Source organism: Streptomyces sp. NPDC037273 (assembly GCF_055603625.1).
In genome coordinates, this window is sequence record NZ_JBVJVO010000002.1 from 456,874 (window position 1) to 481,598 (window position 24,725).

Consider the following 24,725-nt stretch of genomic DNA (forward strand, 5'->3'; position numbering starts at 1 on the left):
ATTCCATGCAGCGCTAGAACAACTCACGCCTCTCTGGACCGGTCACGATACGGTCCGCGGGAAAGATGTCCCATACCTCCTTCTCCAGCGAGGTAATGATGATCTGCATCCCAGGCATTGCGCCGGCGTCGTAGAGAGTTCTCAAGGCGAGGTGGACGTACTCGGGGGCAAGTTCCTCGGCTGTGGGCGCGTCGATCAGCAGAAGCCCCGGATGGGACATGATGCCCCGCCTGCGGCACACCTTGATCATGGCGACCACAGTGGCGATCCGGATACGCAGGCGCTCGGTGGGACTGAAAGCGGAGAACCGATGCCTGGCACCGGACTTCCTGGCGTTGACGTGGCCGTTCAGGGCGAGGCTGACGCCCGTCAGATCCTTCACGCCCAGATTCTGCGCGATCTTCACGATCTCGACGTTGAGCTCCGCGAAGAGGGCACGGCTGCGTTCGCCCACCGCCTCCGTGAGTACGTCCGCAGCCGCTTCGAGGATTGCTGCGTCCGGGTCGGGCTGTTGTTGGGCACCCTCGGCGTTCGCGGCGAGGTAGTCGTCGACGGCTGGGGCGATGGCTCCAATAGTCCGGGTGGCGACTCCAAGCGCTCCCCGAAGTTGGTAGACCTCCTGCGTCGCCGCCTCGTATGCAGCGTGCCATTGGCTTGACTGCGCCTGACGTAGCAGTGCTTGGGCTCGCTCATGAGCAGCTCGGTCGGCATCCAGCATTGCGGCGGCGGCCTGAACCGTGGCCGCAACTGCCTGCTCGGCCTTCGACGAGGCGCTGACGCGGTCCGCCAACCGCTTCGCCACCTCCGCAAGGGCCTCAGGGTCTTCCTGGACATCGGGAAGCGGGTTCGTACACATCGAGCACAGGTGCCGCGTCTCCTCCGCTTCCTTCCGCCCCTCATCGATGGCGTGGTCACAACGGGGGCATGCCTCCGGATCAAGAGCCCCGAGCAACATCCGGGCTGCGCTGCTCTGGGCGGCCCTTCGTGCCCTGCGCTGATCCGTCAACCGCATCCTGCGCGCGGACCCGTATTCCTCTTGGGCAGCCTGGTGCGCACCAAGGGAAGCGGCCACCCGGCCGGCTGTTGCCTCGACCTCTTCCAGAAGCGCGGCCAGGTCTGGCTGGTCGGCCTGGAGCGCGCCGAGGCGCTCCTCGGCAGCTACCAGGGCACGACGCAGCGGCTCGGTCTGTTCCTGACGCGCGACCTCGTCCTCGCGGGCACGGCGTGCGACGCGGTTGTCCTCCTGGGTTTCCTTGCGAGCCCGTGTCGTGAGCTGGGTCAGTTCGGCGACGTAGGGAACGTCGAGGAAGATCTGCATCAGCCGGACGGGCAGCTGCCCGGTCGTTGTGGGCCCAAGGAGCACGCTGTCGTTGCCCGAGTTGAGGGCGAGAGCATAGAAGAAGCTCGCCCACCGGTGAACGTCTTCCACACTGTCCCGGTTTCCCTCGGCGTCCTTGGGTGCCCCAGGCTCGGCTCGCCACACGGACAGGGGGCGCAGCCCCAGACGATCCAGCATGAATCGGTCGATCAGAGCTTTGGCACCGCTCGGCCCGGCGGCCGCTGCAACATGCACACCGGGGGCATCCTCGTGGCGGCCCTTGAGAGCGGTGAGGTCATCGATGCTGTCCGCTGACAGGAGACGGACGCTGGGTCTGCCGGGGCGGTCAAAGGTCAAGCGCACGGAGGCGGCAACGCCTCCCACTTCGATATCAGCACGCACGTAGGAGAACCAGGGCACGGTCGCCGGCCGTACGAATCCGCTGAAGCCCTCTCCCCGCAGCGCGAAGCTTAGCGCCCAGAGGAGGCTCGATTTCCCGCAGTCGTTTATGACGCTGGCGATCGCCCAGGTGCCTACGCCGAAGTGTGCATCGAAGGTGAACGGCCCTTGGGCAGTGCCCGTCTTGTTGCCGTCGCAGTAGAGGTAGCGGACGATGAGTTCTCGCCATGCCGGGAACGGCTTCGTGAGGTTGACGCCGTGAGCACCCAAGACACGTTCGACATCGGCAGGGTCAGCCGCTCCCGCCTTGGTGGCTATACGCTCATAGAGGTCGTTCTCATCGGGGAACGGCAGCTGGTCGACGGTCATGCGGCGTCCCCCTGAAGTTGTGCTCTGCGTAGTTCGGCGAGTCTCGCGCGTGTACGGGCGGCGATGGACGGGATGATCTCGTTCAGCGGTGTCTCCGCGTAGTCGCGCTGAAGGTATTGCCGACGGGCGAGGGCCAGCGCCGAATGTCCTGTGGCCTCGGCCAGGGCTTGCACCAGCAGTGCGCGTTCGGTGTACCAGGCAAGTTCGGCGAACTGCTCCGTGGCCTGCCGGGCCAGCTGCTGCCCCTTGTCGGTGAGGTAGTAGTTGTCTTGCAAGACGCGCTGGCTGCTGCGCTGTTGGGTAACGACCAGCAAGCGGGGTGCGACCAGCACACTCAACGCCCTATCCAGCGCCTCAAACGCACCGAAGAGATAGCGCACCATGGGGATCGCGCAGATCTCCGGCTCGTCGGAGTCAAGGATGTCCCCGGCGATATCCAGGAGAATCCCTTCTCCGCTGCGTTCGTAGTCGTTGAGCAGCTCGTCAGCCAGGTAATCGGGGTTCCGCAGCCAGAAGTCCAGCTTCTGCAAGCGGCTCTCCGCCTTGAGGACTGCCACAGCTCCGTCGGGGGCGACCGCCCGTGTCCCGTCGTCCAGAGGGGTGGCAACCGCCGAGATCAATAGCAAGAGGCGGATAGCGTCGGAGAAGCGGTCGCCCTCATCGGGCTCGTCGTCCAACCAGTCGTCGTCCACTCACGCACCGTAATGGCGCTCTGATCAGCTGATCAACACCTTTGCAGGGATTGGCGACTTCCGTTCGCCATTGCGCGCCAGGAACCGCTGAGATCAAGCAGGTTCTGCTGCCTGACGAGCCATGCAGGACACCGAACAGGTCCACCGGGAGGAGGCATCCAGCCGCAACACCGGTCGGAATCACGTGCACCCGACGTGATAAGCGCCCCTGGCGTGGGTAGTCAGCCGTTACCGAACACGCGGCTGGAGATCGGTGCAGTGCACACTGGTCCCCAACTCTGGTCCCCAGAGGCCCACCGGGCGAGGGACGCGGACCGCGTCCGCTAGGCGCTCTACACCGAGCGAAAGGAGGGTCCCGGCCGGGATGCAACGGCGTGCAGCTCCCTTGCGACGGCCCGAATGCCGTAGGTCATGAGAGGGCGCACGGCGCTCACCTCACGGCTGTCCTCCCAGATTCCGGCCTCCGGCGTAAGGAAGGGAATGGCGGACACCCCCCCCGTGCCGCGAACGGCGCCACTGCGAGGTATCGCATGCCACCCGGTACCGCATAAATATCCGCGGGCACCGATGGCAGCGGCCAGGTCGGCGAGGCGCTGCGATCGCTCCGTCCGAGCAGGGAGCTGGCTGCTATGCAGGACGTGGCCCCTCCACCCCAGGAGGCGGAGCAGGATCCGAGTGGACTCTTCGGCTACATCAGCCGTCCGGCCAGTCCCTCTGAACAGGAGAAGCATGGACTCCAGCTCATGACGGAAGCGCGGCCAGTCAGTGCAGTCCCCGTACTGCTGCGCGAGCACGAGCATGACCCGCCGACGGGACCGCTCCGGGTCGGCCAGCACGGCTTCCCTCACCAGTGTTGACCGGCCGCGAGGGAGGTGAGTGGGGATCGAGAGCCACTGACGCTGTGCGGGGTCGGAGGTGCTGCCCAGGCGGGCTCGGTGCTGGTAGTCGCGGCGGGCGAACTGGACGTCGTCCAGGACGATCCAGTAGTCCGCCGCGAAGATCTTGGCGAGGGTGCTCAGCCGGGGGAAGAAGTTGGGCTGGTGAATCGCGCACCGCCCGCCTGGTGCGGGTTTCTCAAGCGCCGATGAGCCTGCTGGTGAAGCCGGCGTGGACGAGGGACTCGTACGCGGCATGTACGTCCTCCGGGACATGCTGCTCGATCGCGAAACCGAGCGTCGGGTACTCGATGATGCGCTGGAGGTCGCCGACGAGCATGTCGATGACGAGCTTCTCGTCGCCGATGCTCTTGAGGTAGTCGTCGAATTCCATGGGCTCCGAGGCGCAGGTCACCTCGACCTCGGGCCAGAGCTTGCGGGCCGTGGCGTAAGAGCGGCGCTCCATGTACGGCTTGGAGACGAGAAGCACGGACTTCGGGTGGATGCCGGCGGAGGCGAGCAGCGTCCGGGAGAAGCCGACGTTCTGGCCGGTGTTACCGGCGTTAGGCTCAACCAGGATCGCGCTGTCCGGGACTCCGAGCGTGAGGGCGTGCTCGCGGAAGTGGACGGCTTCTCCGCGGGGGAAGACCTTGGCGGTGGTGGGGCTGTTGCCGCCGGTGAACACCACGGTGGGGAAGAGGCCGGCGCGGTAGAGCTCAGCTGTGAAGGCGGCGACGCCGAGGTCGTGGCTCCCGAGGCCGATCGCGACGTCGACGGGGCGGACGTCGTGTCGCATCTGGTGGAAGTCCCAGACCAGCTTGGCGTTGTGGATCTGCTCTTCGTTGATGGCCGGCTGGTTGTCGGTCACTCGCTCGTCTCCCTGATCACCGTCGTGTGGGGCTGGATCTCGGCGGGGAGCTCCAGGAGGGTCGCGGAGAAGTGGTCGAGGAAGTTCGGGAAGGCTGTCAACGTACGGCTTTCGTGGTGAGGACGGTGGGCTGGGCGGGGCCGGGAAGGCCGGGCGGTGGGCCGGGCTTCGGGATCGCGCGGTAGGCGTCGATCTGGGGTGAGCGGGTGCGAGCGGCGTGGGCGCGGGCGCCGACCGGGCGGCGGGCGATGCCGAGGCGCTGGGCCGCGGTGTCGTACACGTCCTGGCGGGCCCGGGGACGGACGGCCACGACGTGGATCTCCATGGGATAGGCCGAGGTTGCCGGGGCCGGCCGCAGTGCGTAGACGATCCGCCAGGCGGCCCGGTGGTCGACGTACAACTTGCGCAGTCCCGTCAGCTCGGCCGTGAGCTTGCTCCCGTGCAGGTCGGCGGTGACGACGTCCTGCAGCAGTGAGAGGGACAGGTCGCGGATGTCGCCCGGGGCCTGGAGCAGGTCGGTCAGGGCGCGCGGGTCGAAGGTGAGGCCGAAGGCGGGCGGCCGGCCCTCGGCGGTCATCCTTCCGCCTGCCCCGTCTCGGCGTCGCGGGCGGCGGCGCGCACGGAACGGCCGGGGCCGCGAAGGAGGCGGTGCGATGGACGCTCGGGGTCGGTCTGGCAGGCGGACAGCGGCCCGCCTGCCGCCCGGACGGCGGCCATGCAGTGGGTGAGGAAGTCCCGGTGCCACACGAAAGGCCCGGCCGGTCCGGCTTCGGGGTCCTTGTGCTGGAGGTAGGCCATCCACAGGGCGTGGAGCCAGGCGACGACGTCGAGGTGCTCCTGCCACTGATCGCACCACGGGGAGGCGGTGGTGACCTCCGCCCCGTACGTGGGCATGAGGAAGTCCTCCACCCAGTCGGTGAGCAGGTCCAGCTCGTTCTCGTACTCCTCACCGTCCAGCTCCAGGATCGGCCGCGGCTCCTGCGGCATCACCGCTGCCGCGGGCATCGGCGGGAAGCCGAAGCCGGGCAGCGACGCCCGCCCGGGTGCGGCGGCGAGGTGATCGAGCTGGCGGGCCTGCTCGTCGGAGCGGTCGAGCAGCTTGCGGACGGTGGCCTGGATGCTGTCCAGGTCGCCTTCCGGGAGGCGCACCGGGTTAAATTCCCCGGCGGCGCCAAATTCCTCCAGAGGGTCAGGGACCAAGGAAATCTCCTCCTCCGGCGCACGCTGCAGCCGGAAATTCAAGAATGAGCGATGGGGGTGGCGGATCCCCGTTCCGCGCACGCGCGAAGAACGAGCCTTCTGCGGCTCGTTTTTGTGCGGATCCAGAGTCAGGCGGTCAGAGTGAGGTCGCCCTGGCCGAGGGTCTGGTGCAGCGTTTCGGTCAGACGGCCGGAGGCGATCTCGGCGTAGTGCCGGGTCTTCTCGACGCCGATGAAGTCACGACCCTCCAAGAGCGCGGCCACGCCGGTGGACCCGGAGCCGCAGGTGAAATCGAGGACGGTGCCCCTCGGCGGGCAGATCTTCACCAGCTCGCGCATCACCTCGACCGGCTTCTGCGTGATGTGCTGCCGGGCCTTGCCCGACGGCTGCGAGGCAGAGTAGAGGCCCGGTAGGTAGACGGGGTTGCGGGAGCCGTCGATCGCGCCGTTGCTGGCCCACACGATGAACTCGCACGACTGCTTGAACCGGCCCTTCTGCGGTCGGGCCTGCGGCTTGTGCCAGGCCAGGACGCCGCGCCACAGCCAGCCGGCCGCCTGGATCGCGTCGGTGGTGACCGGGAGCTGCCTCCAGTCGGTGAACAGCAGCGCGGTGCCGCCGGGCTTCGTCAGGCGGTGGGCCTCGGTCATGATCTGGGTCAGCCAGAAGCCGTAAGACCTCTGGTCCATGTTCTCGCCGGGGAAGTCCGCGAGTTCGTGGCCGGCGTCGGCGGAGGTGTACTTCTGACGGGCGGTCCGGGAGGTGCGTTCCTTCGCGGTCCGGCCGCCGGAGTTGTACGGCGGGTCGGTGATGACCGCGTCCACGCAGTCGTCCGGGAGGTCTCCCAGGACGCCGAGCGCGTCGCCGTGGTGGAGGGAAAAAGGCAAAGAGGTACCCCAATTCGGGTCACGGGAAGAAATGGGAATCCCGGCTCGCTCGGAAAGCGGGCGCCGCTTTGGCGAATGCGGGCACGGGAGGCCGGCATACCGAAGGAGAGCGGCGGGCGAGCGGGGGAAGCCACACTGTAGGACACGATTCCCGGTTGACCCCCTCCAGGCGAGAAATTAGGTCAACCGGGAATCGCGTCCTACAGTCTGACCACCGCCCAGCCCCATCCGCCGGACGGCCTCCCCTCCCCTGCCCTCGCGGAGGCACACCCTTGCCCTGACTTCGCTCCCGATGCCCTTGAGGACGCCTGACCGGCGAGAGGCAATTCGCCCCCCGCGGCTCCTCCTCCCAGGCTTCCCCATCACCTCATCCCGGCCCCTCGCGCCCTTCTCACCTCGTACCAGCGCGGCCGGACTTCACCCGAAGGACCTTTCGTGACACAGCCGTACCCTCCCCTGCCCCGAACACCGCGTAGAGCCCTTACCGCCTACGGGGGCGCTCGGGATTGAAGGGCATAGCCGCTGTCCTCGGCGTCGTCGTCCTCTCCCCTCTCCTCCTGGCCGGTGCAGCCGCCGCTGCGGCTGCCGCCAGCAGCTCCGCTTCCCGCGCATCCGAGTGCGCCGTCGACAACACTGTCGACTCCGACGCCGTCGCCCAGCAGGTCGCCGGCATCCTCGGCGGGACCGGCGCGGCCCCGGGCCTCCACGTCGAGGGCCTGGAGCTGCCCGGCGAGCAGATCCCGCACGCCAAGACGATCGTCGCCACGGGGGTCGCGATGAAGGTTCCCGAGCGCGGCCAGGTCGTCGCCCTCGCGACCGCGATCCAGGAATCCCGCCTGCGCAACTTGCGCTACGGGGACCGCGACAGCCTGGGCTTGTTCCAGCAACGGCCCAGCCAGGGCTGGGGCACTCCGGAGGAGATCCTCGACCCCGTCCACACCTCCACCCGCTTCTACGAAGGCCTCCTCAAGGTCGCGGGCTGGCAGCAGATGACGCTCACCCAGGCCGCGCAGGCCGTCCAACTCTCCGGCTACCCCGACGCGTACGCGCAGTGGGAGCCGCTCGCCCGCGCCCTACGAGAGGCGATCGCCAAGACCCTCCCCGAAGGCGGGGGCGACAGAGCGGCCGAGGAGGGCGCGCCGGACGGCGGATGCCGACCCGGCGAGAACGGATCGCAGTGGGGCGAGATCCCCCAGGGCTCCGTTCCGGACGGCTACGAGATCCCGGCCGACGCCTCCAAGAAGGCCCGCACCGCGATCAAGTGGGCCATGCACCAGCTCGGCACCCCGTACCAATGGGGCGGCACCTGCAAGGACGCCGACGGCCCCGACCCCATGGCCCGCTGCGACTGCAGCTCCCTGATGCAGCAGGCGTACGCCCAGACCGGCGTCGCCCTCACCCGCACCACGTACACCCAAGTCAAGGAGGGCGTGCCGGTCCCGGCCAACGCCCTGAGGCCCGGTGACCTGCTCTTCACCCGCGGCACCGCCGCCGTCCCCGAGCACGTCGGGATGTACATGGGCGCAGGTCTCGTGATCAACGCCCCGAAGACCGGACGCCCAGTGCGGATCGAGAAGGCCGCCGACTGGCAGATCCTCGCCGTCCGCCGCATCCCCGCTCTCAACTCCTAGCGCTCCCCGCTCGCTTGCCGGGTCACGGGCCGCTTCCCAGGCCGCCGTGCGCCACCGCCGCCGCGCCTTCCCTCTTCCTCTTTCCCGCATGGCCATCTGGCCTGCGTTCGCAAGGAGTTCGACCATCTCCACCCTCGCCTCCCTCTCGTCTCTCACGGACCACGTCCTGTACCTCGCCTACGACCCCGGCGTTTCCCCGAAGGAGGGTGGTCTGCCGGGCCTGAGCGTGCTGCGCAACGTGGTCAACTCGCTCAATCTGTTCGGGATCATCGCCGTCGTCGGCGCGCTCGCCGTCTCCCTGGGCGTGTGGGCCTGGGGCCACCACAGCGGTGGCCACCAGGCAGAGGCCAACGGGAAGAAGGGCGCGGTCGTCGCCGCGGGGGCCGCGCTCGGCCTCGGCGCCGCTAACGGCATCGTCGCCTTCTTCTCCACGCTCGGCACCCAGGTCCGCTGATGGGCAAGCGCTCCCGCCCGCGCGTCGGCCTCCTGACCTCGCACTGGTCGACCGGTCGGCGCGTCGCCTCCCTCGCCGCCGTCCTGGCCGTGCTGCTGGCCGGGGCAGGCTTCGCCGCCTACGTCACCACAGGAGGCGGCCAAGGCTCGGCCCCCACCGCCAAGCCGTCCGCCAGCAGCCCGTCCGCCCGTCCGGACACCTCTGTCTCTGTCTCGGGACCGTCGACGGGGACGGCCTCCCCGCCGCCACGGCTGTCCGATCCCCTCGCCTACGGCCGTGCCGCGGCGGTGATGCTCTGGTCCTACGACACCCGGGCCACCACCCGCGACCAGCAGCTCGCCGGCATGCACGCCTGGATGACGACCGAGACGAAGTACACCGACTGGACCTCGGTCCAGGCCCAGGTACCCGACCCGCTGCTGTGGTCACGCATGCGCGACCAGGCCCAGTACGCCATCGCGACCGTCTCCCAGTCGCACTTCCCCTCGGCGTTCAAGCAGGCCCTGGCCGAAGACCCGGCCGCCCTGACCGAGGCATACATCTACGCCGTGACCGTCACCGGCAAGCAGACCATCGCCTGGAAGGACAGCGGGGGCGGCGCCGAGGACCGCTCGGTCACCCTCGCCGTCCAGTGCCGGCCTAACACCGACTGCACCCTGGTCGCCATCGCGCCGAAAACCGCCCCCTGACCCGCTGAACAGATAGGAGGAGTCCGCCGTGGACTTCTGCGCTCTTCCCGTCGCGGGCAGCCTGTGCACCGCCGCCGACGCGATCGACTTCGTCTCCGACCCAGGCAAGGCGATCACCGAAGGCATCGGCAACTGGATCGCCAAATCGTGCGGCGAACTCGCAGCAGCGGCAGCCGACCTGGCAGCCGAAGCCGTCAACACCACCACGCGGATCGACCTGGGCGCAGGGTGGTTCCGGGACAATTACGAGATGTTGCTGCCGATCGGGCTGACAATCCTGGTCGCCACCTTCTGCGCCCAGCTCATCCGTGCCGCGATGAAGCGCGACGGGCAGGCCCTGGTCCAGGCGTTCACCGGAACCGCCGGCGGCGTGATCTTCTGCTTCGCGGCCATCGCCCTGACCACAGTCGCGATCGAAGTCGTCGATGCCCTGTCCGACTCGCTGTTCGCGGCGGCCGGCACACCGATCGAAGACGCCGTCCGCCGCATGGTGAAGGTCTCGCAGATCGCCGCCGTCTCCCCGCTCGGCTGGCTGGTGGCCGCCCTCGCGGCCCTCGGCGCCGCCGTCGGCGCAGTCCTCTACTGGTGCGTGATGATGGTGCGCAAGGTCGGCATCCTCGTCCTCGTGACTGTGGCGGTCTTCGCGGGCGCCGGCGGAGGATGGGAAGCCGCCCGCCGCTGGCGGCGCGGCTGGATCGAAGCGACTGCCACGCTGATCGTCTCCAAGCTCCTGATGACCGTGATCTTCCTCCTCGGCATCTCCGCCCTGGGCAAGACCGACGCGGACGGCGAGATCGCCGCGCTCGCCGACGTCATGGCCGGCATCGTCATCATGCTGCTGGTCATGCTCTGCCCGTACGCGACGTTCAAGTTCGTGCACTGGGCGGCGGAGTCCACCGACGGTGAGACGCTGCACCGCTCCGGCGGGGCCGGAGCCCAGCTCGCCAAGCAGCACGCCGAGAGCGCCAGCCGCAAAGCGGCAGCCGCGGCGGCGACCGCGGGAACCGGTGGTGCCGCGGCGGGAGCCGGAGCTGCAGCGCCCCAGGGCCCGGCCTCGGGGGCCGGCGGATTCCCCGGTGACATCGCCGCCAGCCCCTCCGGCAGCGGCGGCAGCACCGGTGCCTCACCGGCTATGGACAAGGTCAAGAGCGGCCTCAACGAGTCAGTCCGCTCCATGCCGACCAGCCCGGCGGCCCAGGACCCGAGCAACGCCTTCGGTACCGGCACCAGCGCCTCCGGAAGCCCCGCCCCGGGTGCGACACCGCGCAGCACGCAGGATGGGTCGCCCCCGAGCACGGGTGCCATCGGTGCCGTCGGTGCCGCGCAGGACTCCGGGTCCGCCACAGGAGGCAGCCCGTTCACGGCGCCGCCGTCCCCCACCGGTTCCTGAGACACCCCGATCCCGTCCACCGGCTCCTGGGGCGGGACACCACTTCCGTGTCCTGCCCCGGGGGTCACCGCCCTCGCCGTTGAAAGCCCTCCGCCTTGTCTGACCTCACGCTCACCCCGCCAATGATGGTCAAGTTCCCAGCCCGGTCGCGGCGCGGAATCCTGCTCGGCCTCTCCCTGCCCCAGCTCGTCCTCACCTCCGCCGCGCTCGCCCTGCTCCTGGTCACCGTCGTGACCACCGGCCTGCCCGGCGCCCTGATCCTCACCCCGCTGTGGGCAGCAGTCGCCGCCCTCGTCGCCGTCCGGCGCCGCGGCCGGTCCCTGATCGACTGGGCCCCGATCGTCGCCCGCTACGCGCAACGCCGCCGCACCGGGCAGACCCTGTGGTTCGCCCGGCCTGCCACCCGCCCACGCGCCGAGGGAACGCTCCATCTGCCGGGCACGGCCGCCTCGATCAAGGTGGTCACGCCGGCCGACGGGCAGGCTGCCGCCCTGCACGACCCCCACCAGCAAACCCTGACAGCCGTCGCCCGGGTCACCAGCCGGGCCTTCGCCCTGCTCGACCCTGCCACCCAGAACTCCCACGTGAGCGCGTGGGGCCGCGCCCTGGCTGGGATCGCCCGCACCGGGCACATCGCCACCGTCCAGGTCTTGGAGCGGACCGTCCCCGACTCCGGCGACACCCTCACCCGGCACTGGACCAGCCACGGCCGGCCCGACACCCAGCTCGCCGGGCAGGTCTACAGCGACCTCGTCGCTTCCGCCGGCCCGGCCGCCGCTCCGCACGAGACCTACCTGGCCATCTCCCTCGACCTGAAGGCCGCCAAGCGCCTGATCAACCAGGCCGGCGGCGGACTTCCCGGCGCCTTCACCGTCCTCGGCCAGGCCACCTCCTCCCTCACCCAGGCCGCCCGCACCGCCGGACTGACCGTGACCGGCTGGCTGACCGCCCGGGAGATCGCCGCCGTCATCCGCACTGCCTACGACCCGAAGGCCCTGGCCGGGCTGCAGCAGTGGTCGGACACCGGCCGCGCGGAAGCCGACCCCGCCGCCGCCGGGCCCGTCGTCCAGGTCGAGAAGCCCGACCGGCTCATCACCGACACCGCCCGCCACGCCACCTACTGGGTCGAGCAATGGCCCCGGACCGAGAGCCACGCCGGCTTCCTCCACCAGCTGCTCTTCACCGCCGGAGTCCGCCGCACGTTCTCCCTCCTCTACGTCCCCCAGGGCTTCGAGTCCGCGCTCCGCGATGTCCAGCGCACCAAGGCAACGATCATCGCCGACGCCAACGAGCGCGCCCGCCGCGGACAGGTCGACTCCGAGGCCGATGTCGTCGAGTACGGCGACGTCAAGGAGCGCGAGCGGCAGCTGATCGCCGGCCACGCAGACGTCGCAATGACCGGACTGCTCACCGTCTCCGCCGACACCGACCAGGCCCTGGACGCCGCCTGCGCCCAGATCGTGACTGCCGCCGTCACCGCCCAGGTCGACCTTCGCCGCCTCGTCTACCAGCAGCCCAGCGCCTTCGCGCTGGCCGCACTCCCCCTCGCCCGCACCGCCCAGGAGAAGTAGGGCCCCGCCGCCTGATCCGATCCAGGCTCCCGCAGAAAGACCCTTCCCCTCTTGGCCACCACCACCGCGACCGACCCGTCCGACGCGCACCCGTACCTGCGGGCCGCGACCGCTGGCATCCGCCACCACACCCGCGCCACCGCGCACGGGGCACCGGCTGACCGCAGGCATCTGGACAACCTGCACGAGCACGTCACCCTCCTGCACCTGCTCCTCGACCAGCTCGCCGACGCCGGGCGCCCTGAACATCCCGCGGCCGGCAGGCATCTGGCCACCGCGCACCTTCGGCTGTGGCAGGCCACAGCCAGCCTCCACGACGCCTTCCACACCCTGCCGGCCGCGCCCGCCTGCACCCCCGACCGGCTCCCGGACGGCCCGCTCGTCCTCACCATCTGCCAGCGCCACCTCGCCTCCGGCCACGCCGTACGCCGCAAGACCACCCCGGCCGACCACGGCACCGCCTGACCCGTCCCGCGCAGAATCGATCCGCACTCATGTCCCGACACCGCCCCGGACGCCGGGCCCGCCGCGCATCCGCCAGTCCCCTGTTCACCCCGCACGGCACCGACCGCACCAGCCGCCACGCCGCCCGCAAGCAGCTAGCCGAAGCCCGCGCCAAAGCGCAGGCCGCCTCCCTGGAGGCCACCGGCGCCGCCGCGGCCGAAGCCGAGATGCCCGCGCCGCTCTACCCGCCCGCCGGACGCCCCGGCCCCGCCTCCGCCCGTGGCAACCGCCTGCGCCTGCCCGCCCACCGCATGACCACCGCCACTGCCTCCGGCGCCTACCCTTTCCTCGCTGAAGGCGGCCTCGGCGCCGAGGGCATCTACATCGGCCGCGATGTCCACGCCGAAGGCTCGTTCGTCTTCGACCCCTTCTCCCTGTACGGGAGGGTCGAGGGGTTCACGAACCCCAACATCCTGTTGGCCGGTGTCATCGGGCAGGGCAAGAGCGCGCTGGCGAAGTCCTTCGCGCTCCGATCGGTCGCCTTCGGCTACCGCGTGTACGTTCCGTGCGACCCGAAGGGCGAATGGACCCCGGTCGCCGCCGCACTCGGCGGCACCTCGATCGCGCTCGGCCCGGGCCTGCCCGGCCGCCTCAACCCGCTCGACGCCGCCCCCCGACCCCTATCCGTCCCGGAAGCGGACTGGGCGGGCGAGGTCCGCAAACGCCGCCTGCTCCTACTCGGCTCCCTCGCCCGCACCGTCCTGGGCCGAGACCTGCTCCCCATGGAGCACACCGTCCTCGACATCGCCCTCGACGGCGTCGTCCACGCCGCAACCGCCGCCGGCCGCGCCCCGCTCCTCGGCGACATCGCCCACACCCTCGCTCAACCGCACCTCCTTGACGCCGCCGCCGGCACCGTCTCCGGCCACCTCGGTGACGCCGCCCGCGACCTCTCCCACGCCCTGCGTCGTCTCATCCGCGGTGACCTCGCCGGGATGTTCGACGCCCCCTCCACGGTCGCGTTCGACCCGGCCAGCCCGATGCTCTCCATCGATCTGTCCCGGCTCGGCGGATCCGGCGACGACACCGCCCTCGTCCTCGCAATGACCTGTGCCTCGGCATGGATGGAGGCCGCGCTCACCGACCCCGACGGCGGCCGACGCTGGATCGTCTACGACGAAGCCTGGCGCCTCATGCGCCACCCCGGCCTCCTCCAGCGCATGCAGGCCCAGTGGAAGCTCTCCCGCGGCCTGGGCATCGCCAACCTCATGGTCATCCACCGCCTCAGCGATCTACTCACCGCCGGCGACGCCGGATCCCAGGGTCGAGCCCTCGCCGAAGGACTCCTCGCCGACTGCTCCACCCGCATCATCTACCGGCAGGAGACCGACCAGATCCAGGCCGCCGCCACCCTCCTCGGCCTGACCGCCGTCGAAACCGAAGCCATCTCCCGCCTCACCCGCGGACGCGGCCTGTGGCGCGTCGCCGGCCGCAGCTTCGTCGTCCAGCACCTCCTCCACCCCACCGAGCAACGGCTATTCGACACCGACGCCCGCATGCACTGACCCCGCCATCCTGATCGCCGGAGCCCTCAACTCCGAGATGACCGGCGTCGTGAACCTCGACGGGACACCCGCCGAGCGGGAAGTCATCACCCGGGACAACTCCGACGGCCACTACTCGGGCTACGTCCTCCATCCGGCCGGCGTCGAAGTCATCAGCCGCCAGCACGACTCTCGCGGTCCGGTCGTCTCATGGGACACCGACCCGCGGACCCGTTTCAGCGAAGCGATGGCGCTGTGGCTGCCGGGCATGCCGCCGCCGATGTCCCTGCTCCGCGATCTGCCGAAGCTGACCCCCACCCCCGCGTCACCCGCAGCGCCCACCTGGACCGCCACCCGGTTTCCGCGCCGTTGACCACCCGCCCCAAGGAGACCTCCTGAAGCAGCACTTCACCTTCGGCCGACACCCCGACTTCGGGTTCGTGGCGGCTCCCACCGCCAACACGCCACCGCACCTGGGCCACTGGTATCTCACGAGCGAGCAGTTCGAACCCGTCCCTGGCGTCCAGGGGCTGTACCGGCTGACCAATCCGGAGTACGACGGTGTGCGCCGCACCCGGCAGGCCGTCCACGACCTGCGCCGGCACGGCTTCGACGTCCACGCCGACTACACCCTCGACCCCTCCCAGAGCGCTGGCCCGCCCCAGGTCCGGCCCCGGGCCGGGCTGGCTGAGCGGCGCTCCCGGATCGCGCAGGCCGCCGGAAGCCGTTCCTCGCAGTACCGGCCGACCGTCACCACCCAGGCCGTCCCTGCACGGCCGGTGGCCTCGCTCCCTGTCTCGGGTCAGGGACGTATCAGATGAGCAAGGACCCGATCTCAATCGTCCGCGGCCGGGGCGGCGAGGTGGAGGCGGCGGGGCTGATCGACTCGCTCGCGTCCGACCTGCTCGCGCGAGCCGGCTTCGTCAAGCAGCCCACCCTGCGTGGCACCTGGCACCGCCTCCCGTTCGACATGGGCATGGAGTGGGAGAACGAGCATGCCTCCCACGCGGCCGACTTGCTCCGTGCCGCGCACTACCCCGTCCGCCTCGACCCCGCTCTGTCCCCGGTGGCGGGCGGTGCGGATATCCCGCCGTCGGTGGTGGCAGCGGCCCAGATCCTGAAGGACTGGGCCTCGAGCGGGGCGGGCCTCCAGCAGCCGTACGAAGCGGGGCGCGCGCTCGCCCCCCTGGCCCAGAGCGAGGACGGTCTTCTGCGGCCCGCAGCCGACCTGCTCCTCGCCGTAGCTTCTGCCGTCTCCAGCCTCCCCGGCCCCGTTCATGACCGCGACGCGCGACGCCTGGCCGAACTCAGCGGTGCCCTGCGGGTCGTGGAAATCGACCTCGACCGCATCGCGCTGCGTCTGCGCGCCACACCGGACTTCACCCCGTCCACAGGTCGCAGGACGCACGTCACCGCCGAGGTCCCGGCGAAGCTGAAAGACCTCACCCACCGGCTCAACCACGCACGAACACACGAGTACGAGGCCCATCTCCCCGCGCCGGCATCGCCACGGGGTGAGCCGGGACGGGGCCGATGACCGCCGCCGCACAGGATCCGTCCGGCACGGAACTACGCCGCCGGGCTCGCGCAGAAGCCCGCAGCTACCTCGTCGGCCTCGCCCTGCCGGACCCGGCCGAGTCCGTACGGGCCTGGACGCGACACATGGCCCGCGACCGAACCGCCGCCCAGGTCCACGTCCTCCTCGACGCTCTGACCGGCACCGAGGCCAGCCCGCTCCTCGCCCTCCGAGACGCCCTGCGCACCGCGGGCATCTGGTGCCGCGAGCACGGACAGCCCGTACTGGCCGAGCGGTACCTGCGCGCTGGCGACCTCCTCGGCATCGCCGACCGCCAGCTCTATCAGCTCGGCATCGACCACCTCACCGCCTTCCACACCGAGCCCGTCTCGCCCAGGCTCCCCCACCGAGAGGCCCCTGCCCCCTGAACTCCCTTGAAGCCGTCTCTGACACCCAGATCACCCTGTTCACGAGCGACCGCGACGGCATCGTCGGCCTCGTCGACGGCAGCAACTGGCGCTGGGCCCGTCACGCCCTGGAACTCGCTGGGTTCGAGAGGAACGAGGCCGGGTACATGGTCCTGCCACTGTCCGACCTCGCCCACGCCCGTGAGACCCTCCTCGCCCTCCGCACCGTTGCCGAGCAGTCCCTTGGCCTGCGGCTGACGCCCAGCAGCGACCGGTACATCGGGGACTTCGCGCTCGACGTGATCGAGCACCTGCCCGGGCAGTGGACCGCTCGGGTCGAGAACTACTCACTCCCCATCTGGCAGGAGGACCTCGCCGCCTGCCTGTGGGGCGACGGGTCCATCGCTCGGACTCTGGCGGGCCACCGAGTACGGCAGGCAGCCATCCTCCAGCGCGACGACGGAACCGAACTCGCCGTCGTCAAGGACCCCAGCCTCGACATCTACCACGTCGGTGCGCTCCAGCCCCGCCATGCTCCGGGACCGGTCACCGCCCCCGGACCGTGCGGCGTGACCGTCCGACCGACTGCCTCCGCCGCCGCCCACGTCATCACCGTCGAACTCCTGCCGGCCTACGCCCGCGCGGTCCTCCAAGCACACGCTGCCGATCTGTCGGACGACCTCACCTGGGCCCGCGAGACCTACGAGGCCGGCACCATCCCCACCCCGGCCCCGGCGGACCTCGTCGGCGCCTACGAAAGGTTCGCCACCGCGGTGCCGCACGTCATCACGGCGATCCGTGAGATGGGCACGCTCGACGAGCACGAGCTGGGCTTCCTTCAGGAGGCGGAGAGCATCACCATCGCCCCGGCACCGGGAACCGAACCGGTCCCGGTCTCGGCTCATTCCGACCCGCTGGGCTGGTGGCTCCTGGAGGGCGGCGATGGGCTGATCGACCTCGTGACGCGCGCCACCGACACCGGCGTGCCCACCACCAGCCCGGCACTCCTTGCCGGGAGGCCCGCGCACGATCTGCCCTCTCTGCCCGCCCCGCCTCAGCCCAGTGCGAGGCGCCGGTGACGCGGCCTCTCACTAGCTCCGTCGCTCTCGGCCCGGCCGATACCCATACGGCACTCGACGCGCTGGGGGCCTACGCCGAGCGGTTCGCCGCCATCAAGGCGCACGCCTACGAAGCGGTCAAGCGCGTCCGCGCGAGCACCGGCTGGCCCGAGCACATTGCCCTGGCGCGGCAGATCGCGGCGGTACAACACCGGCAGCAGGAAGCGGAGTTCGGAGCCCTCCTGCCCAATGCGGGACTTCTGGTCGACCGAGCCCGTGCCGCTCTGGCGTTCCAACCGCCCACCCGGCACGCGGCCGGGTGGCACCTGCTCGTGGACGACCTCGAAGCCGCCGCGGACCTGGCCCGCCGCCGCCTCGCGGACGAGACGTCCGTTGACCGGGCGACCGTCCGGCAGTGCCAGGTCACCTGGGCCCGACGGGCCAGCTTCCTGCGCGACCTCGCCGTCCAGGACGCCCCGCCGCCCACCGGGCCCGAACTGCCCGTCGCCGAGGAAGCACGGTGGACCGCACACGCTCACGATGTGCGCCTCCGCCACATGATGTACCTGTACGAGAGCCGGTACGACGCGGCCGGTCGGCAGCTCACCGTCGCCGGGGTTCCGGACCTCGACGACCCCGCCGAGGGCTGTGTCCTCATCGTCGCCGGGGACGTCGACAGCGCCACGATGCGTGTCTTGGGCCGGTACGACTCCCACGACCGGGCCCTGGCCGCTCTGCCGCCGGCGGTCCAGCCCGGCGTGTTGCACGCGCGCGGGCGGTTCTCCGTATCCCGGGGATGCTTCCGGCCCTGACCGACCTCATAGAGGACGTCGCCATCGCCACGCAGAGCCAGACGGTCGCCGAGGTGCTTGGGGCCTCTAGTCAGCGACAGCCCCGGCCCCCGGCACCTCTCCCAGCTCTCCGACCTCCTGTCGGAATGCGCCGACTTCGCGCTCGCCACCGAGACCGTCGCCGGCCGGGACATGTCCGTACGGCTGCGCGGCCTCCTCGTCCAGACCGACGTCCTGGACCGCCAACTCCGCCAGGCGCTCGTCGTCTTCGAGGACACAATCGCCGTCCTGCCACCGCACCGCACGCCGCAGCCCGGCATCTCAAGGCCCTGCCCGCCGTCAGCGCTGCCCTGCCGCCCATCCAGGCCACCCCGCCCCGCGTCCCGCGCCGCCTCTGACCCCTGCCCGGGCTGCGTGCGCCTTCACCTCCTCCCGGAAAGTCCCCGCTCTCCTTGCTCCTGGCCGAACGTCTTTCTGCCCGACCGCCCTTGAGCTACCGGGCCGTTTTGGGGACACGCCACGTCCTGCGCCTCCTCGCCGGCACCCTGACCGGCCGAATGCCCAGCGGCATGGTCGCCGTCTCCCTGGTCCTGTGGATCACGGGCAGCGGAGGCTCGCTGGCGACGGCCAGCACGCTCGCCGCCGTCTACGGGCTGACCGCCAGCGTCACCCAGCCGGTGAAGGGCCGGCTCATGGACCGCCACGGGCAGACCCGTGTGAGCGCGCCGGCCGCCGTCATCGCCAGCAGCAGCCTGCTCGCGCTGCCCGTCATCGGGCCGGGCGGCAGCATCTGGACGATCGGCGCCACCGTCGCGCTCGCCGGCCTCGCCAACCCTCCACTGGAGTCGGGGCTGAGGTCACTGTGGCCGAGCGTCGTGACCGATCCGGGTCAGAGGAAGGTCATCCAGGCCCTCGACACGGGCTCCCAGGGCCTGATGTACGTCACCGGCCCGCTTCTGGCCACCTGGCTCGCCGCCACATTCGGCGCCGACGTCGCCCTGGCCGCGGCCTCCGCGCTCGGCCTTCTCGGCACCGCCGCGGTCCTCACCTCCCCGCCCTCACGCGCCTGGCGACCCGGCTGCGAAAAAGCCGCCGAGTCCACCCGCCCGGCGAAGCGGCAGCGGCTCGCGAGCGGCGGCCTGGCCCTGTTGTGCATCGGCCTCGCTGCCCTCGGTGTGTCCCTGGGCGGCCTGGGCGTCTGGGCCGCCGTCGTCGCCGAGCTGCACCAGACGAACTGGCTGACAGGCGTACTCCCGGCAGCTTTCTCCACCGGCTCGTTCCTCGGCGGCCTGCTCTTCGCCCGTCTCGGCCGCCGCGCCGCTCCTGCCACCCAACTCATCTGCACCGCAGCGCTGTTCGGTGCCGGATGGCTGGGGTTGCTGGTCCAGCCAGGCCCGCAGGCGGCGATCATCGCCGCTGCCCTGCCGGGGCTGTTCCTCACCATGGTCGTCACCTGCGGGTTCGAGACGATCGACGTTCTCGCCCCCGCCTCACGGACCACCGAGGCGTACTCGTGGCTGATCCTCGCCATCGGCACCGGGCAGGCTGCAGGCACCGTCCTCGCCGGCACCCTTACCGATCATCTCCTCAGCCTGTCCGCCCTCCCTGCCGGGGGCGCCGCTATCGCCACCGCCGTCTTCGCACTCTCCCGGCCCCTACTCGGCCCGCGCCGCAGACCCGGCCGGCACCGCCGCCTTCCCACCCCACCTCGCACATCCCTCGACGAAGGAGAATCGTTCATGCCCATCAAGACCGCCTGGATCGTCATCCACAGCTGCGGACACGAGGTCACCCACAACCTTGCCGACCGGCCGGCCGACCGCCGGGCCGGGTTCGCCCGTTGGCTCGCCGGCCGTGGGTGCACCGAGTGCTGGAAGGCCGCCCGCGACGCCGACTCGGCCGCGAAGGAACAGTGGCTCGCCGCCCGGCGCGCGGAAGAGCAGGCGGCTGCCGCCGAGTGGGCCGAGCAGTTCGACATGCCTCCGCTGGAGGGGCCCGAGCAGGCCCTGGCGTGGGGCGAGCGCTCCCGGTTCCAGCTGGTCACCGCCGCGTACACGGCCCTGGCCAGGGAAGGGGCCTGGGACGAGGCGGACTGGGCGGTCCTGGAGGAGAAGATCCGTACGATCAGCCGCGCAGGCTGGTGGATCGACCAGCGCGACGCCGAAGGGACCGACCTTCCGGAGCTGCTCGACGCCGCGACGAGCGACGACATCGGCACCGAGAACCCGCACCGCTGACCGGCGCTCCCGCAAGGCCAGCCCGGGAGCGAAGCCGCAGATATATAGCGCACGTTCGCCGGTTAGCCTAACCGGCCGATTTCCAGACCATGGAGTCCTGCCCCCAACGCCACCTGCGGCTTTCTGCGGAAGGACTTCGCTGTGCCCGAACCCACTCGCCCCGCGTTCGCACCCGCCGACACCATCACCTCCGATCGCGACGTCACCCACACTCACTTCGCCGCCGGCGACCAGATCGTGGTGATCAAGGGCGTCGCCGACGGCGAACTGTGGGGCGACGCGATGACCGTGGTGGCCCCCTCGTGGCACATCCCGACCGACGAGGACGGCTGGCGGGTGCGCAACCCGCTAGGCGGCGCGCAGTCATTCGTCACCGCCCGCCCCCGCTACCTCGTCCATCTCTCCAAGCGGTGCCCCGACTGCCTGATCTACCTGCGCGCCCTGGAGGACTACCTTCTCCCGAAGGTCGTCGGCACGGAACAGGTCGATCTCGGCTGGTACCGGGTGACTGACCGCGGCCAGCTCGTCCACGCCTCCGACGCGAAGGCGGCCAGCCGATGATCATCCGGATTCACGAGCGGATGCTCAACGTTGGACCCCTGCTGGGTGACGACGTTCTCGGCACCCCGCCGCCACATCGAACTGCACCGCGATCCGCACGCCGGCGAAGTCCTCGCCCACGGCAGTGATCCGGAGGCGCACAGCATCCTGCAGCGCACCGGCTTCGTTCACGTCTCCGCCAGCACGAGCAGTACCACCGTGCCCCCGCCGGCCTCGACCAGACCGCCGAGGAGGCCCTCGCCGCCACCGCGGTCTCCGCGCTCCGGTCGGTCGGCTACTGGGTCGCCTGCGACGAGCCGTTCGACACCGACCGGCACACCACCCACGATCTACCCCTCGGCGCGCAGGTCGCCGCCCTCGCCGACAGCCTCCACCGCGCCACCAGCACGCATGACGCAGCCGCCGTCCTGACTGAGCTGACCGCCGCCCACGACAGTGTGCTCCCCGCTCTCGGTCAAGTAATGGACGCGACGGCTGAGTTCCTCGACACCTTCGACCAGGCTTTGACCGGCATACCGCCGCCACCCTGTGCAGCCTGAGCGGCCACCACCTCGCGATCGTCGCCGCCCAGCTCCACCAGCTGCGCACCGAGCTCGCCGACCGGCACGAGGACCACCCCGCGCGCCGCCCCTGCCCGAGCGAAGTCGCGGAAAACGAACGTGAAGCGTCCGTCCACTGCCCCTGCCCCATCCCCGCCCTGCCACCCCGGCCGCCCGCCCCGCCGCCGGCCCGGCGCCTTTGACCCACGCACCAAGGACCGCCTTGAACGACACCGCCTCCAGCGACCTCGAATCCTTCGCGACCATCCTCGCCGGCGAGCTGCCCGGCCGGTGGACCAGCCAGTACCACCCCGACCACGGCGGCGGCGCCGAGTACGACCACCTCACCACCGCCGTGTGGGACATGGACCAGACCGCCCACACCATCGCCACCCACGGCGTGGCCCACTGCGCGGTTCTCACTCGCACCGACGACAACACCCGCCTGCTCGTCATCGACCACCTCGACCGGCCCGAAGGGTTCCTCGTCGCCGCCCTGGCCCCCGCAGACCTCCCCGCCGCCGCGTACACGGGAGTCCGCGAGCCCGATGGCCTCGCCGTCCCCGCCGACCCGTTCCACGCCGCCGAGGCCCTCATCCTTCACCTGCTGCCCCGCTACGCCGACGCCCTGGCGCACGTCCGCCGCAACGCCGCCGCGCTCGGCTCGCCGCTGCCCGAGAGGATCGACCTCACCTGGGCGGAGGACGCCCTGACCACCCCGCTCCCCGGCTCCGCTCCGTTGGCCAAGCTGCTGACCGAGCACGGCTTCGTACACAACACCCGCCAGGACCTGCTCGTCCTGGCCGGCGACGACACGGCCGCGCAGGCGCGTGCCATACGAGCCGTAGGCGCCCGCCTGGCCGAAATCGGGGTCGGCATCGGAATGCGGCATCCTGCTCCGCCACCACCGGCCGCGCCCCGCCCCCTCCCCGCCCTCACGACGGCGTCCGCCGCTCGTAACCGATGAACCCCACCGAAGAGCCCGAGTTCCTTCTCCCCCGCTACGTGACGATCACGCGCGACCCGCGCAGCCAGCTCGTCCTCGCCGTCGGCGGGGACCAGCGGGCAGCCGGCATCCTGCAGACGACCGGCGGCTTCACCCGCCACCCCGGCCCCAACACCTACTACCACCGGCTGCCGGTCACCATGCCCGTCGAGCAGCAGCGCATCGGGGCGACCGTCGCCTCGTACGCACTGCTGAGCGCCGGATACAGCACCTACCTCGACCCCAACCTCAACGTCCTCGCCACCCAGGGCGGAGACCGGGAAGCCGCCCACCGGTACCTGACCTACCTGTCAGAACTCGCCCGCAAGACCGACGAAGGACCGGTGCTCGCCGGCGTCCTCGCCGAGATCTCCGCACCTGAGACCGGGGTACTGCCCCGGCTGCGGGACGTGCTGGTCTCCGTCTGGACGTCCTGGGGCGACCACGTGCCCGCAGAGCCCCGGGACGGGGGGCCGGTGGAACGCCTGGGGGACCTCACCGACGTGCTGTTGAGGAAGACCCGGGAGATCGAAGAGCTGCGCACGCACGCAGCCCGCTCGCCGGCGTCAGTCGCACCAGCCTCGCCTCCCCCGCGGGCCGCGGCCTCGAAGGGGCCTGCACGCCGCCCGGGCCCGTAATCCCCTTCTTCTTGGAGAACCCTTTGACCCTCGCGGACGAGACAAACAAGGACGTCGAGATCTACCGCAAGGCCGGCCATCCCGACCGGCTCCACATCATCACCAGGACCGGCGCCCCCGAGGAACTCCTCGCCCGGCTTGACGAGTCCGGCCTGGAACGGCGGCATGAGGTGCCCGACTGCCCCGTCTACACCTGGCACGAGACCCCCGAGGGCCTGAGTCAGAAGGCGCAGCGCCAGCTCGTCACCCGCGCGATCCTCCCGCTCCTGCTCGCGGGGTTCGACGTCAACATCGAGCCCGACGAGCTCGACGTCACCGCCTGGGCACAGAGCATGCTCGCCCACCGCACCTCGCAGAAGCCGAACGCGGATCCCTCCCAGCCTCCGCCGCCCCCGTCCGCCGGCTCACCCCGCCCCCGGCGCTGACCGCACCCCGGCTCGCCCCGATCCGCTGCTCTCCTGGAGCCCCCTCTGAACAAACAGTCTTCCCCTCGTACCTACGGCGCCTATCAGGCTCGCAGCATCGCCGCCCGGCTCGACCACCTCAACGAGTACCTGACCCAGCCATGCTCACCACCCGACACCGTGGCCGTCTTGGCGGACGTCTTCGACCCCGAGCGTGGCGCCCTGGCCGCCACCGCCAGCCGCTTCGCCCAGCGGCAGGCCACGCAAGGACTGCTGCCGCCGGAAGTCTGGCTCGCCCTGGGCCGCGCCGCCAACGAACTGCACGACATCGGCCTCGACCTCGACGAGCACCTCGACACCCTCGCCGAAGCCCGCAACCCATCCACCACGACCGTCAAGCCGCCGGCACCGGTCCCGCTCGTCGTACGGAGGCACCGATGAGCCACCGGCACCACCCCACCCGGGGCACCAGCGAGCAGGCCGAGCAGCACTACCTCGTCGAACCCCGGCACCTGGCCGGCGGCGGCGACATCCGGCACGTGACCGAGTTCCTGCGCGCCTCCGGCTGGACCGACCGCTCCGTCACGGGCGGACCGCTCATCTTCGACCGCGCCGACCACCTGGTGCGTGTCGCCTACGACCCCGCCGCGCAGCCGGGCGGCTGGCACATCCAGGGCCAGCCCACCGCGACCGAGCCCGGCTGGCAGGTCACCTTCACCCAGCAAACCCCAGTGGAGATCGTCGCCGGATTCACCGACGCCCTCACCCGCGACCGCTCCGCCCACGCCCCCAACCCATGGGCCCCGCTCCAGCAACAGCACTGGGAAACCGAGCGCGACCAGCACTTCACCGCCGTCAGCCCCGACCGGAACACCTGGCTGCAGTTCCACCAGAACGGACCCAGTCAGGCTCACTGGTGGGCCGGCGCCTGCACCGAGCACGGCCGGACCTGGGACGCCGTGTTCTCGGCCACGACCCCCATGCACCTGATCGAGAACTTCTCCGCGGCCATCGCCGACCCGCAGCCGGTGATGCGGCCCCGCGGACACGTCCCGCCCTCGAAGTGGATCCAGGTCACCTCCGTGTCCGTACGGCCTTCCGAGGTCAGCTCCTGGCAGCAGGCCCGGATCACCGCCGCCCGCGCTGCCACCTGGGGACGAAACTCCTGGGCCTCCGCCCGGGTCCGCACCCGCAAGCCTGCTCCCGTCCGCCCATACGCAACGAGCGGCGGAGCCCGTACCCGTCGTTAGAACCCACCGGA

General features: G+C 70.8%; 30 protein-coding genes. 20 read left to right on the top strand and 10 right to left on the bottom strand.

Annotation, left to right across the window (positions count from 1 at the left end; translation table 11 throughout):
• Positions 1–13 precede the first annotated feature (13 nt).
• From ACZ7G1_RS07225 to ACZ7G1_RS07255, 7 genes are all read right to left on the bottom strand, one after another.
• The gene (locus ACZ7G1_RS07225) at positions 14–2,086 is read right to left on the bottom strand and encodes a hypothetical protein (RefSeq protein ID WP_470873853.1); all 2,073 of its coding nucleotides are present in this window, start codon (positions 2,084–2,086) and stop codon (positions 14–16) included.
• Positions 2,083–2,778: a hypothetical protein gene (locus tag ACZ7G1_RS07230; protein ID WP_470873851.1), complete on the bottom strand. Its 696-nt coding sequence runs from the start codon at positions 2,776–2,778 to the stop codon at positions 2,083–2,085. Before ACZ7G1_RS07230 ends, ACZ7G1_RS07225 begins: the two co-directional genes overlap by 4 nt.
• A 332-nt stretch (positions 2,779–3,110) precedes the next feature.
• Positions 3,111–3,929, bottom strand: a complete 819-nt coding sequence (locus ACZ7G1_RS07235; protein WP_471204006.1) for a WbqC family protein — start codon at positions 3,927–3,929, stop codon at positions 3,111–3,113.
• A complete protein-coding gene (locus ACZ7G1_RS07240; RefSeq protein ID WP_470873848.1) occupies positions 3,853–4,521 on the bottom strand; it encodes a YdcF family protein in 669 nt (222 codons plus the stop codon). The genes ACZ7G1_RS07235 and ACZ7G1_RS07240 overlap by 77 nt, the downstream gene beginning before the upstream one ends.
• Before the next feature lie 97 nt (positions 4,522–4,618).
• Entirely contained in the window at positions 4,619–5,098 is a 480-nt protein-coding gene (locus ACZ7G1_RS07245; RefSeq protein ID WP_470873847.1) for a hypothetical protein, read from the bottom strand.
• On the bottom strand, positions 5,095–5,670 hold the full coding sequence (locus ACZ7G1_RS07250; RefSeq protein ID WP_470873845.1) for a DUF4913 domain-containing protein: 576 nt from the start codon (positions 5,668–5,670) through the stop codon (positions 5,095–5,097). The genes ACZ7G1_RS07245 and ACZ7G1_RS07250 overlap by 4 nt, the downstream gene beginning before the upstream one ends.
• A 179-nt stretch (positions 5,671–5,849) precedes the next feature.
• Entirely contained in the window at positions 5,850–6,605 is a 756-nt protein-coding gene (locus tag ACZ7G1_RS07255; protein WP_470873844.1) for a DNA-methyltransferase, read from the bottom strand.
• A 506-nt stretch (positions 6,606–7,111) separates the two neighbouring features.
• On the opposite strand from ACZ7G1_RS07255, the gene ACZ7G1_RS07260 reads away from it, so the two are divergent.
• From ACZ7G1_RS07260 to ACZ7G1_RS07330, 15 genes are all read left to right on the top strand, one after another.
• Entirely contained in the window at positions 7,112–8,236 is a 1,125-nt protein-coding gene (locus tag ACZ7G1_RS07260; protein ID WP_470873842.1) for a C40 family peptidase, read from the top strand.
• Positions 8,237–8,324: 88 nt separating this feature from the next.
• Positions 8,325–8,690, top strand: coding sequence for a DUF6112 family protein (locus ACZ7G1_RS07265; RefSeq protein WP_470873841.1), 366 nt, complete (start codon positions 8,325–8,327; stop codon positions 8,688–8,690).
• Positions 8,690–9,379 carry a hypothetical protein gene (locus tag ACZ7G1_RS07270; RefSeq protein WP_470873839.1) on the top strand — a complete coding sequence of 230 codons (690 nt, stop codon included), beginning with the start codon at positions 8,690–8,692 and terminating at the stop codon, positions 9,377–9,379. The genes ACZ7G1_RS07265 and ACZ7G1_RS07270 overlap by 1 nt, the downstream gene beginning before the upstream one ends.
• Before the next feature lie 28 nt (positions 9,380–9,407).
• The gene (locus tag ACZ7G1_RS07275; protein ID WP_470873838.1) at positions 9,408–10,769 is read left to right on the top strand and encodes an SCO6881 family protein; all 1,362 of its coding nucleotides are present in this window, start codon (positions 9,408–9,410) and stop codon (positions 10,767–10,769) included.
• A gap of 122 nt (positions 10,770–10,891) precedes the next feature.
• A complete protein-coding gene (locus tag ACZ7G1_RS07280; RefSeq protein WP_470873837.1) occupies positions 10,892–12,340 on the top strand; it encodes an SCO6880 family protein in 1,449 nt (482 codons plus the stop codon).
• 51 nt (positions 12,341–12,391) lie between these two features.
• Complete coding sequence (locus ACZ7G1_RS07285; RefSeq protein ID WP_470873836.1) at positions 12,392–12,805, top strand: DUF6238 family protein; 414 nt, start codon at positions 12,392–12,394, stop codon at positions 12,803–12,805.
• Between the two features lie 29 nt (positions 12,806–12,834).
• Positions 12,835–14,349, top strand: coding sequence for a VirB4 family type IV secretion system protein (locus tag ACZ7G1_RS07290; protein WP_470873835.1), 1,515 nt, complete (start codon positions 12,835–12,837; stop codon positions 14,347–14,349).
• A gap of 37 nt (positions 14,350–14,386) precedes the next feature.
• Positions 14,387–14,701 (top strand): hypothetical protein, encoded by a 315-nt coding sequence (locus ACZ7G1_RS07295; protein WP_470873834.1) that lies wholly within the window; start codon positions 14,387–14,389, stop codon positions 14,699–14,701.
• Between the two features lie 67 nt (positions 14,702–14,768).
• Positions 14,769–15,149, top strand: coding sequence for a hypothetical protein (locus ACZ7G1_RS07300; RefSeq protein ID WP_470873833.1), 381 nt, complete (start codon positions 14,769–14,771; stop codon positions 15,147–15,149).
• The gene (locus ACZ7G1_RS07305; RefSeq protein WP_470873832.1) at positions 15,146–15,865 is read left to right on the top strand and encodes a hypothetical protein; all 720 of its coding nucleotides are present in this window, start codon (positions 15,146–15,148) and stop codon (positions 15,863–15,865) included. The genes ACZ7G1_RS07300 and ACZ7G1_RS07305 overlap by 4 nt, the downstream gene beginning before the upstream one ends.
• Positions 15,862–16,272 carry a hypothetical protein gene (locus tag ACZ7G1_RS07310; RefSeq protein WP_470873831.1) on the top strand — a complete coding sequence of 137 codons (411 nt, stop codon included), beginning with the start codon at positions 15,862–15,864 and terminating at the stop codon, positions 16,270–16,272. Before ACZ7G1_RS07305 ends, ACZ7G1_RS07310 begins: the two co-directional genes overlap by 4 nt.
• A 146-nt stretch (positions 16,273–16,418) precedes the next feature.
• On the top strand, positions 16,419–17,330 hold the full coding sequence (locus tag ACZ7G1_RS07315) for a hypothetical protein (RefSeq protein ID WP_470873830.1): 912 nt from the start codon (positions 16,419–16,421) through the stop codon (positions 17,328–17,330).
• Entirely contained in the window at positions 17,327–18,121 is a 795-nt protein-coding gene (locus tag ACZ7G1_RS07320; RefSeq protein WP_470873829.1) for a hypothetical protein, read from the top strand. Before ACZ7G1_RS07315 ends, ACZ7G1_RS07320 begins: the two co-directional genes overlap by 4 nt.
• Before the next feature lie 485 nt (positions 18,122–18,606).
• On the top strand, positions 18,607–20,337 hold the full coding sequence (locus ACZ7G1_RS07325; protein WP_470873827.1) for an MFS transporter: 1,731 nt from the start codon (positions 18,607–18,609) through the stop codon (positions 20,335–20,337).
• Between the two features lie 141 nt (positions 20,338–20,478).
• On the top strand, positions 20,479–20,898 hold the full coding sequence (locus ACZ7G1_RS07330; RefSeq protein ID WP_470873826.1) for a hypothetical protein: 420 nt from the start codon (positions 20,479–20,481) through the stop codon (positions 20,896–20,898).
• A gap of 167 nt (positions 20,899–21,065) precedes the next feature.
• Here ACZ7G1_RS07330 and ACZ7G1_RS07335 read toward each other — a convergent pair whose 3' ends face one another.
• Genes ACZ7G1_RS07335 through ACZ7G1_RS07345 form a run of 3 tightly spaced genes read right to left on the bottom strand, consistent with a single transcriptional unit; the run spans position 21,066 to position 21,574 of the window.
• Positions 21,066–21,224 carry a hypothetical protein gene (locus ACZ7G1_RS07335; RefSeq protein WP_470873825.1) on the bottom strand — a complete coding sequence of 53 codons (159 nt, stop codon included), beginning with the start codon at positions 21,222–21,224 and terminating at the stop codon, positions 21,066–21,068.
• Positions 21,225–21,227: 3 nt separating this feature from the next.
• The gene (locus tag ACZ7G1_RS07340) at positions 21,228–21,356 is read right to left on the bottom strand and encodes a hypothetical protein (protein ID WP_470873823.1); all 129 of its coding nucleotides are present in this window, start codon (positions 21,354–21,356) and stop codon (positions 21,228–21,230) included.
• Positions 21,353–21,574: a hypothetical protein gene (locus ACZ7G1_RS07345; protein WP_470873822.1), complete on the bottom strand. Its 222-nt coding sequence runs from the start codon at positions 21,572–21,574 to the stop codon at positions 21,353–21,355. The genes ACZ7G1_RS07340 and ACZ7G1_RS07345 overlap by 4 nt, the downstream gene beginning before the upstream one ends.
• An 86-nt stretch (positions 21,575–21,660) precedes the next feature.
• On the opposite strand from ACZ7G1_RS07345, the gene ACZ7G1_RS07350 reads away from it, so the two are divergent.
• The 5 genes from ACZ7G1_RS07350 (at position 21,661) to ACZ7G1_RS07370 (ending at position 24,714) form a co-directional block, all read left to right on the top strand.
• Positions 21,661–22,404, top strand: coding sequence for a hypothetical protein (locus ACZ7G1_RS07350; RefSeq protein ID WP_470873820.1), 744 nt, complete (start codon positions 21,661–21,663; stop codon positions 22,402–22,404).
• On the top strand, positions 22,401–23,060 hold the full coding sequence (locus ACZ7G1_RS07355; protein WP_470873819.1) for a hypothetical protein: 660 nt from the start codon (positions 22,401–22,403) through the stop codon (positions 23,058–23,060). The genes ACZ7G1_RS07350 and ACZ7G1_RS07355 overlap by 4 nt, the downstream gene beginning before the upstream one ends.
• Before the next feature lie 23 nt (positions 23,061–23,083).
• Complete coding sequence (locus ACZ7G1_RS07360) at positions 23,084–23,485, top strand: hypothetical protein (protein WP_470873818.1); 402 nt, start codon at positions 23,084–23,086, stop codon at positions 23,483–23,485.
• 168 nt (positions 23,486–23,653) lie between these two features.
• Entirely contained in the window at positions 23,654–23,905 is a 252-nt protein-coding gene (locus tag ACZ7G1_RS07365) for a hypothetical protein (protein WP_470873817.1), read from the top strand.
• Entirely contained in the window at positions 23,902–24,714 is an 813-nt protein-coding gene (locus tag ACZ7G1_RS07370; RefSeq protein ID WP_470873816.1) for an SPDY domain-containing protein, read from the top strand. The genes ACZ7G1_RS07365 and ACZ7G1_RS07370 overlap by 4 nt, the downstream gene beginning before the upstream one ends.
• Positions 24,715–24,725 lie beyond the last annotated feature (11 nt).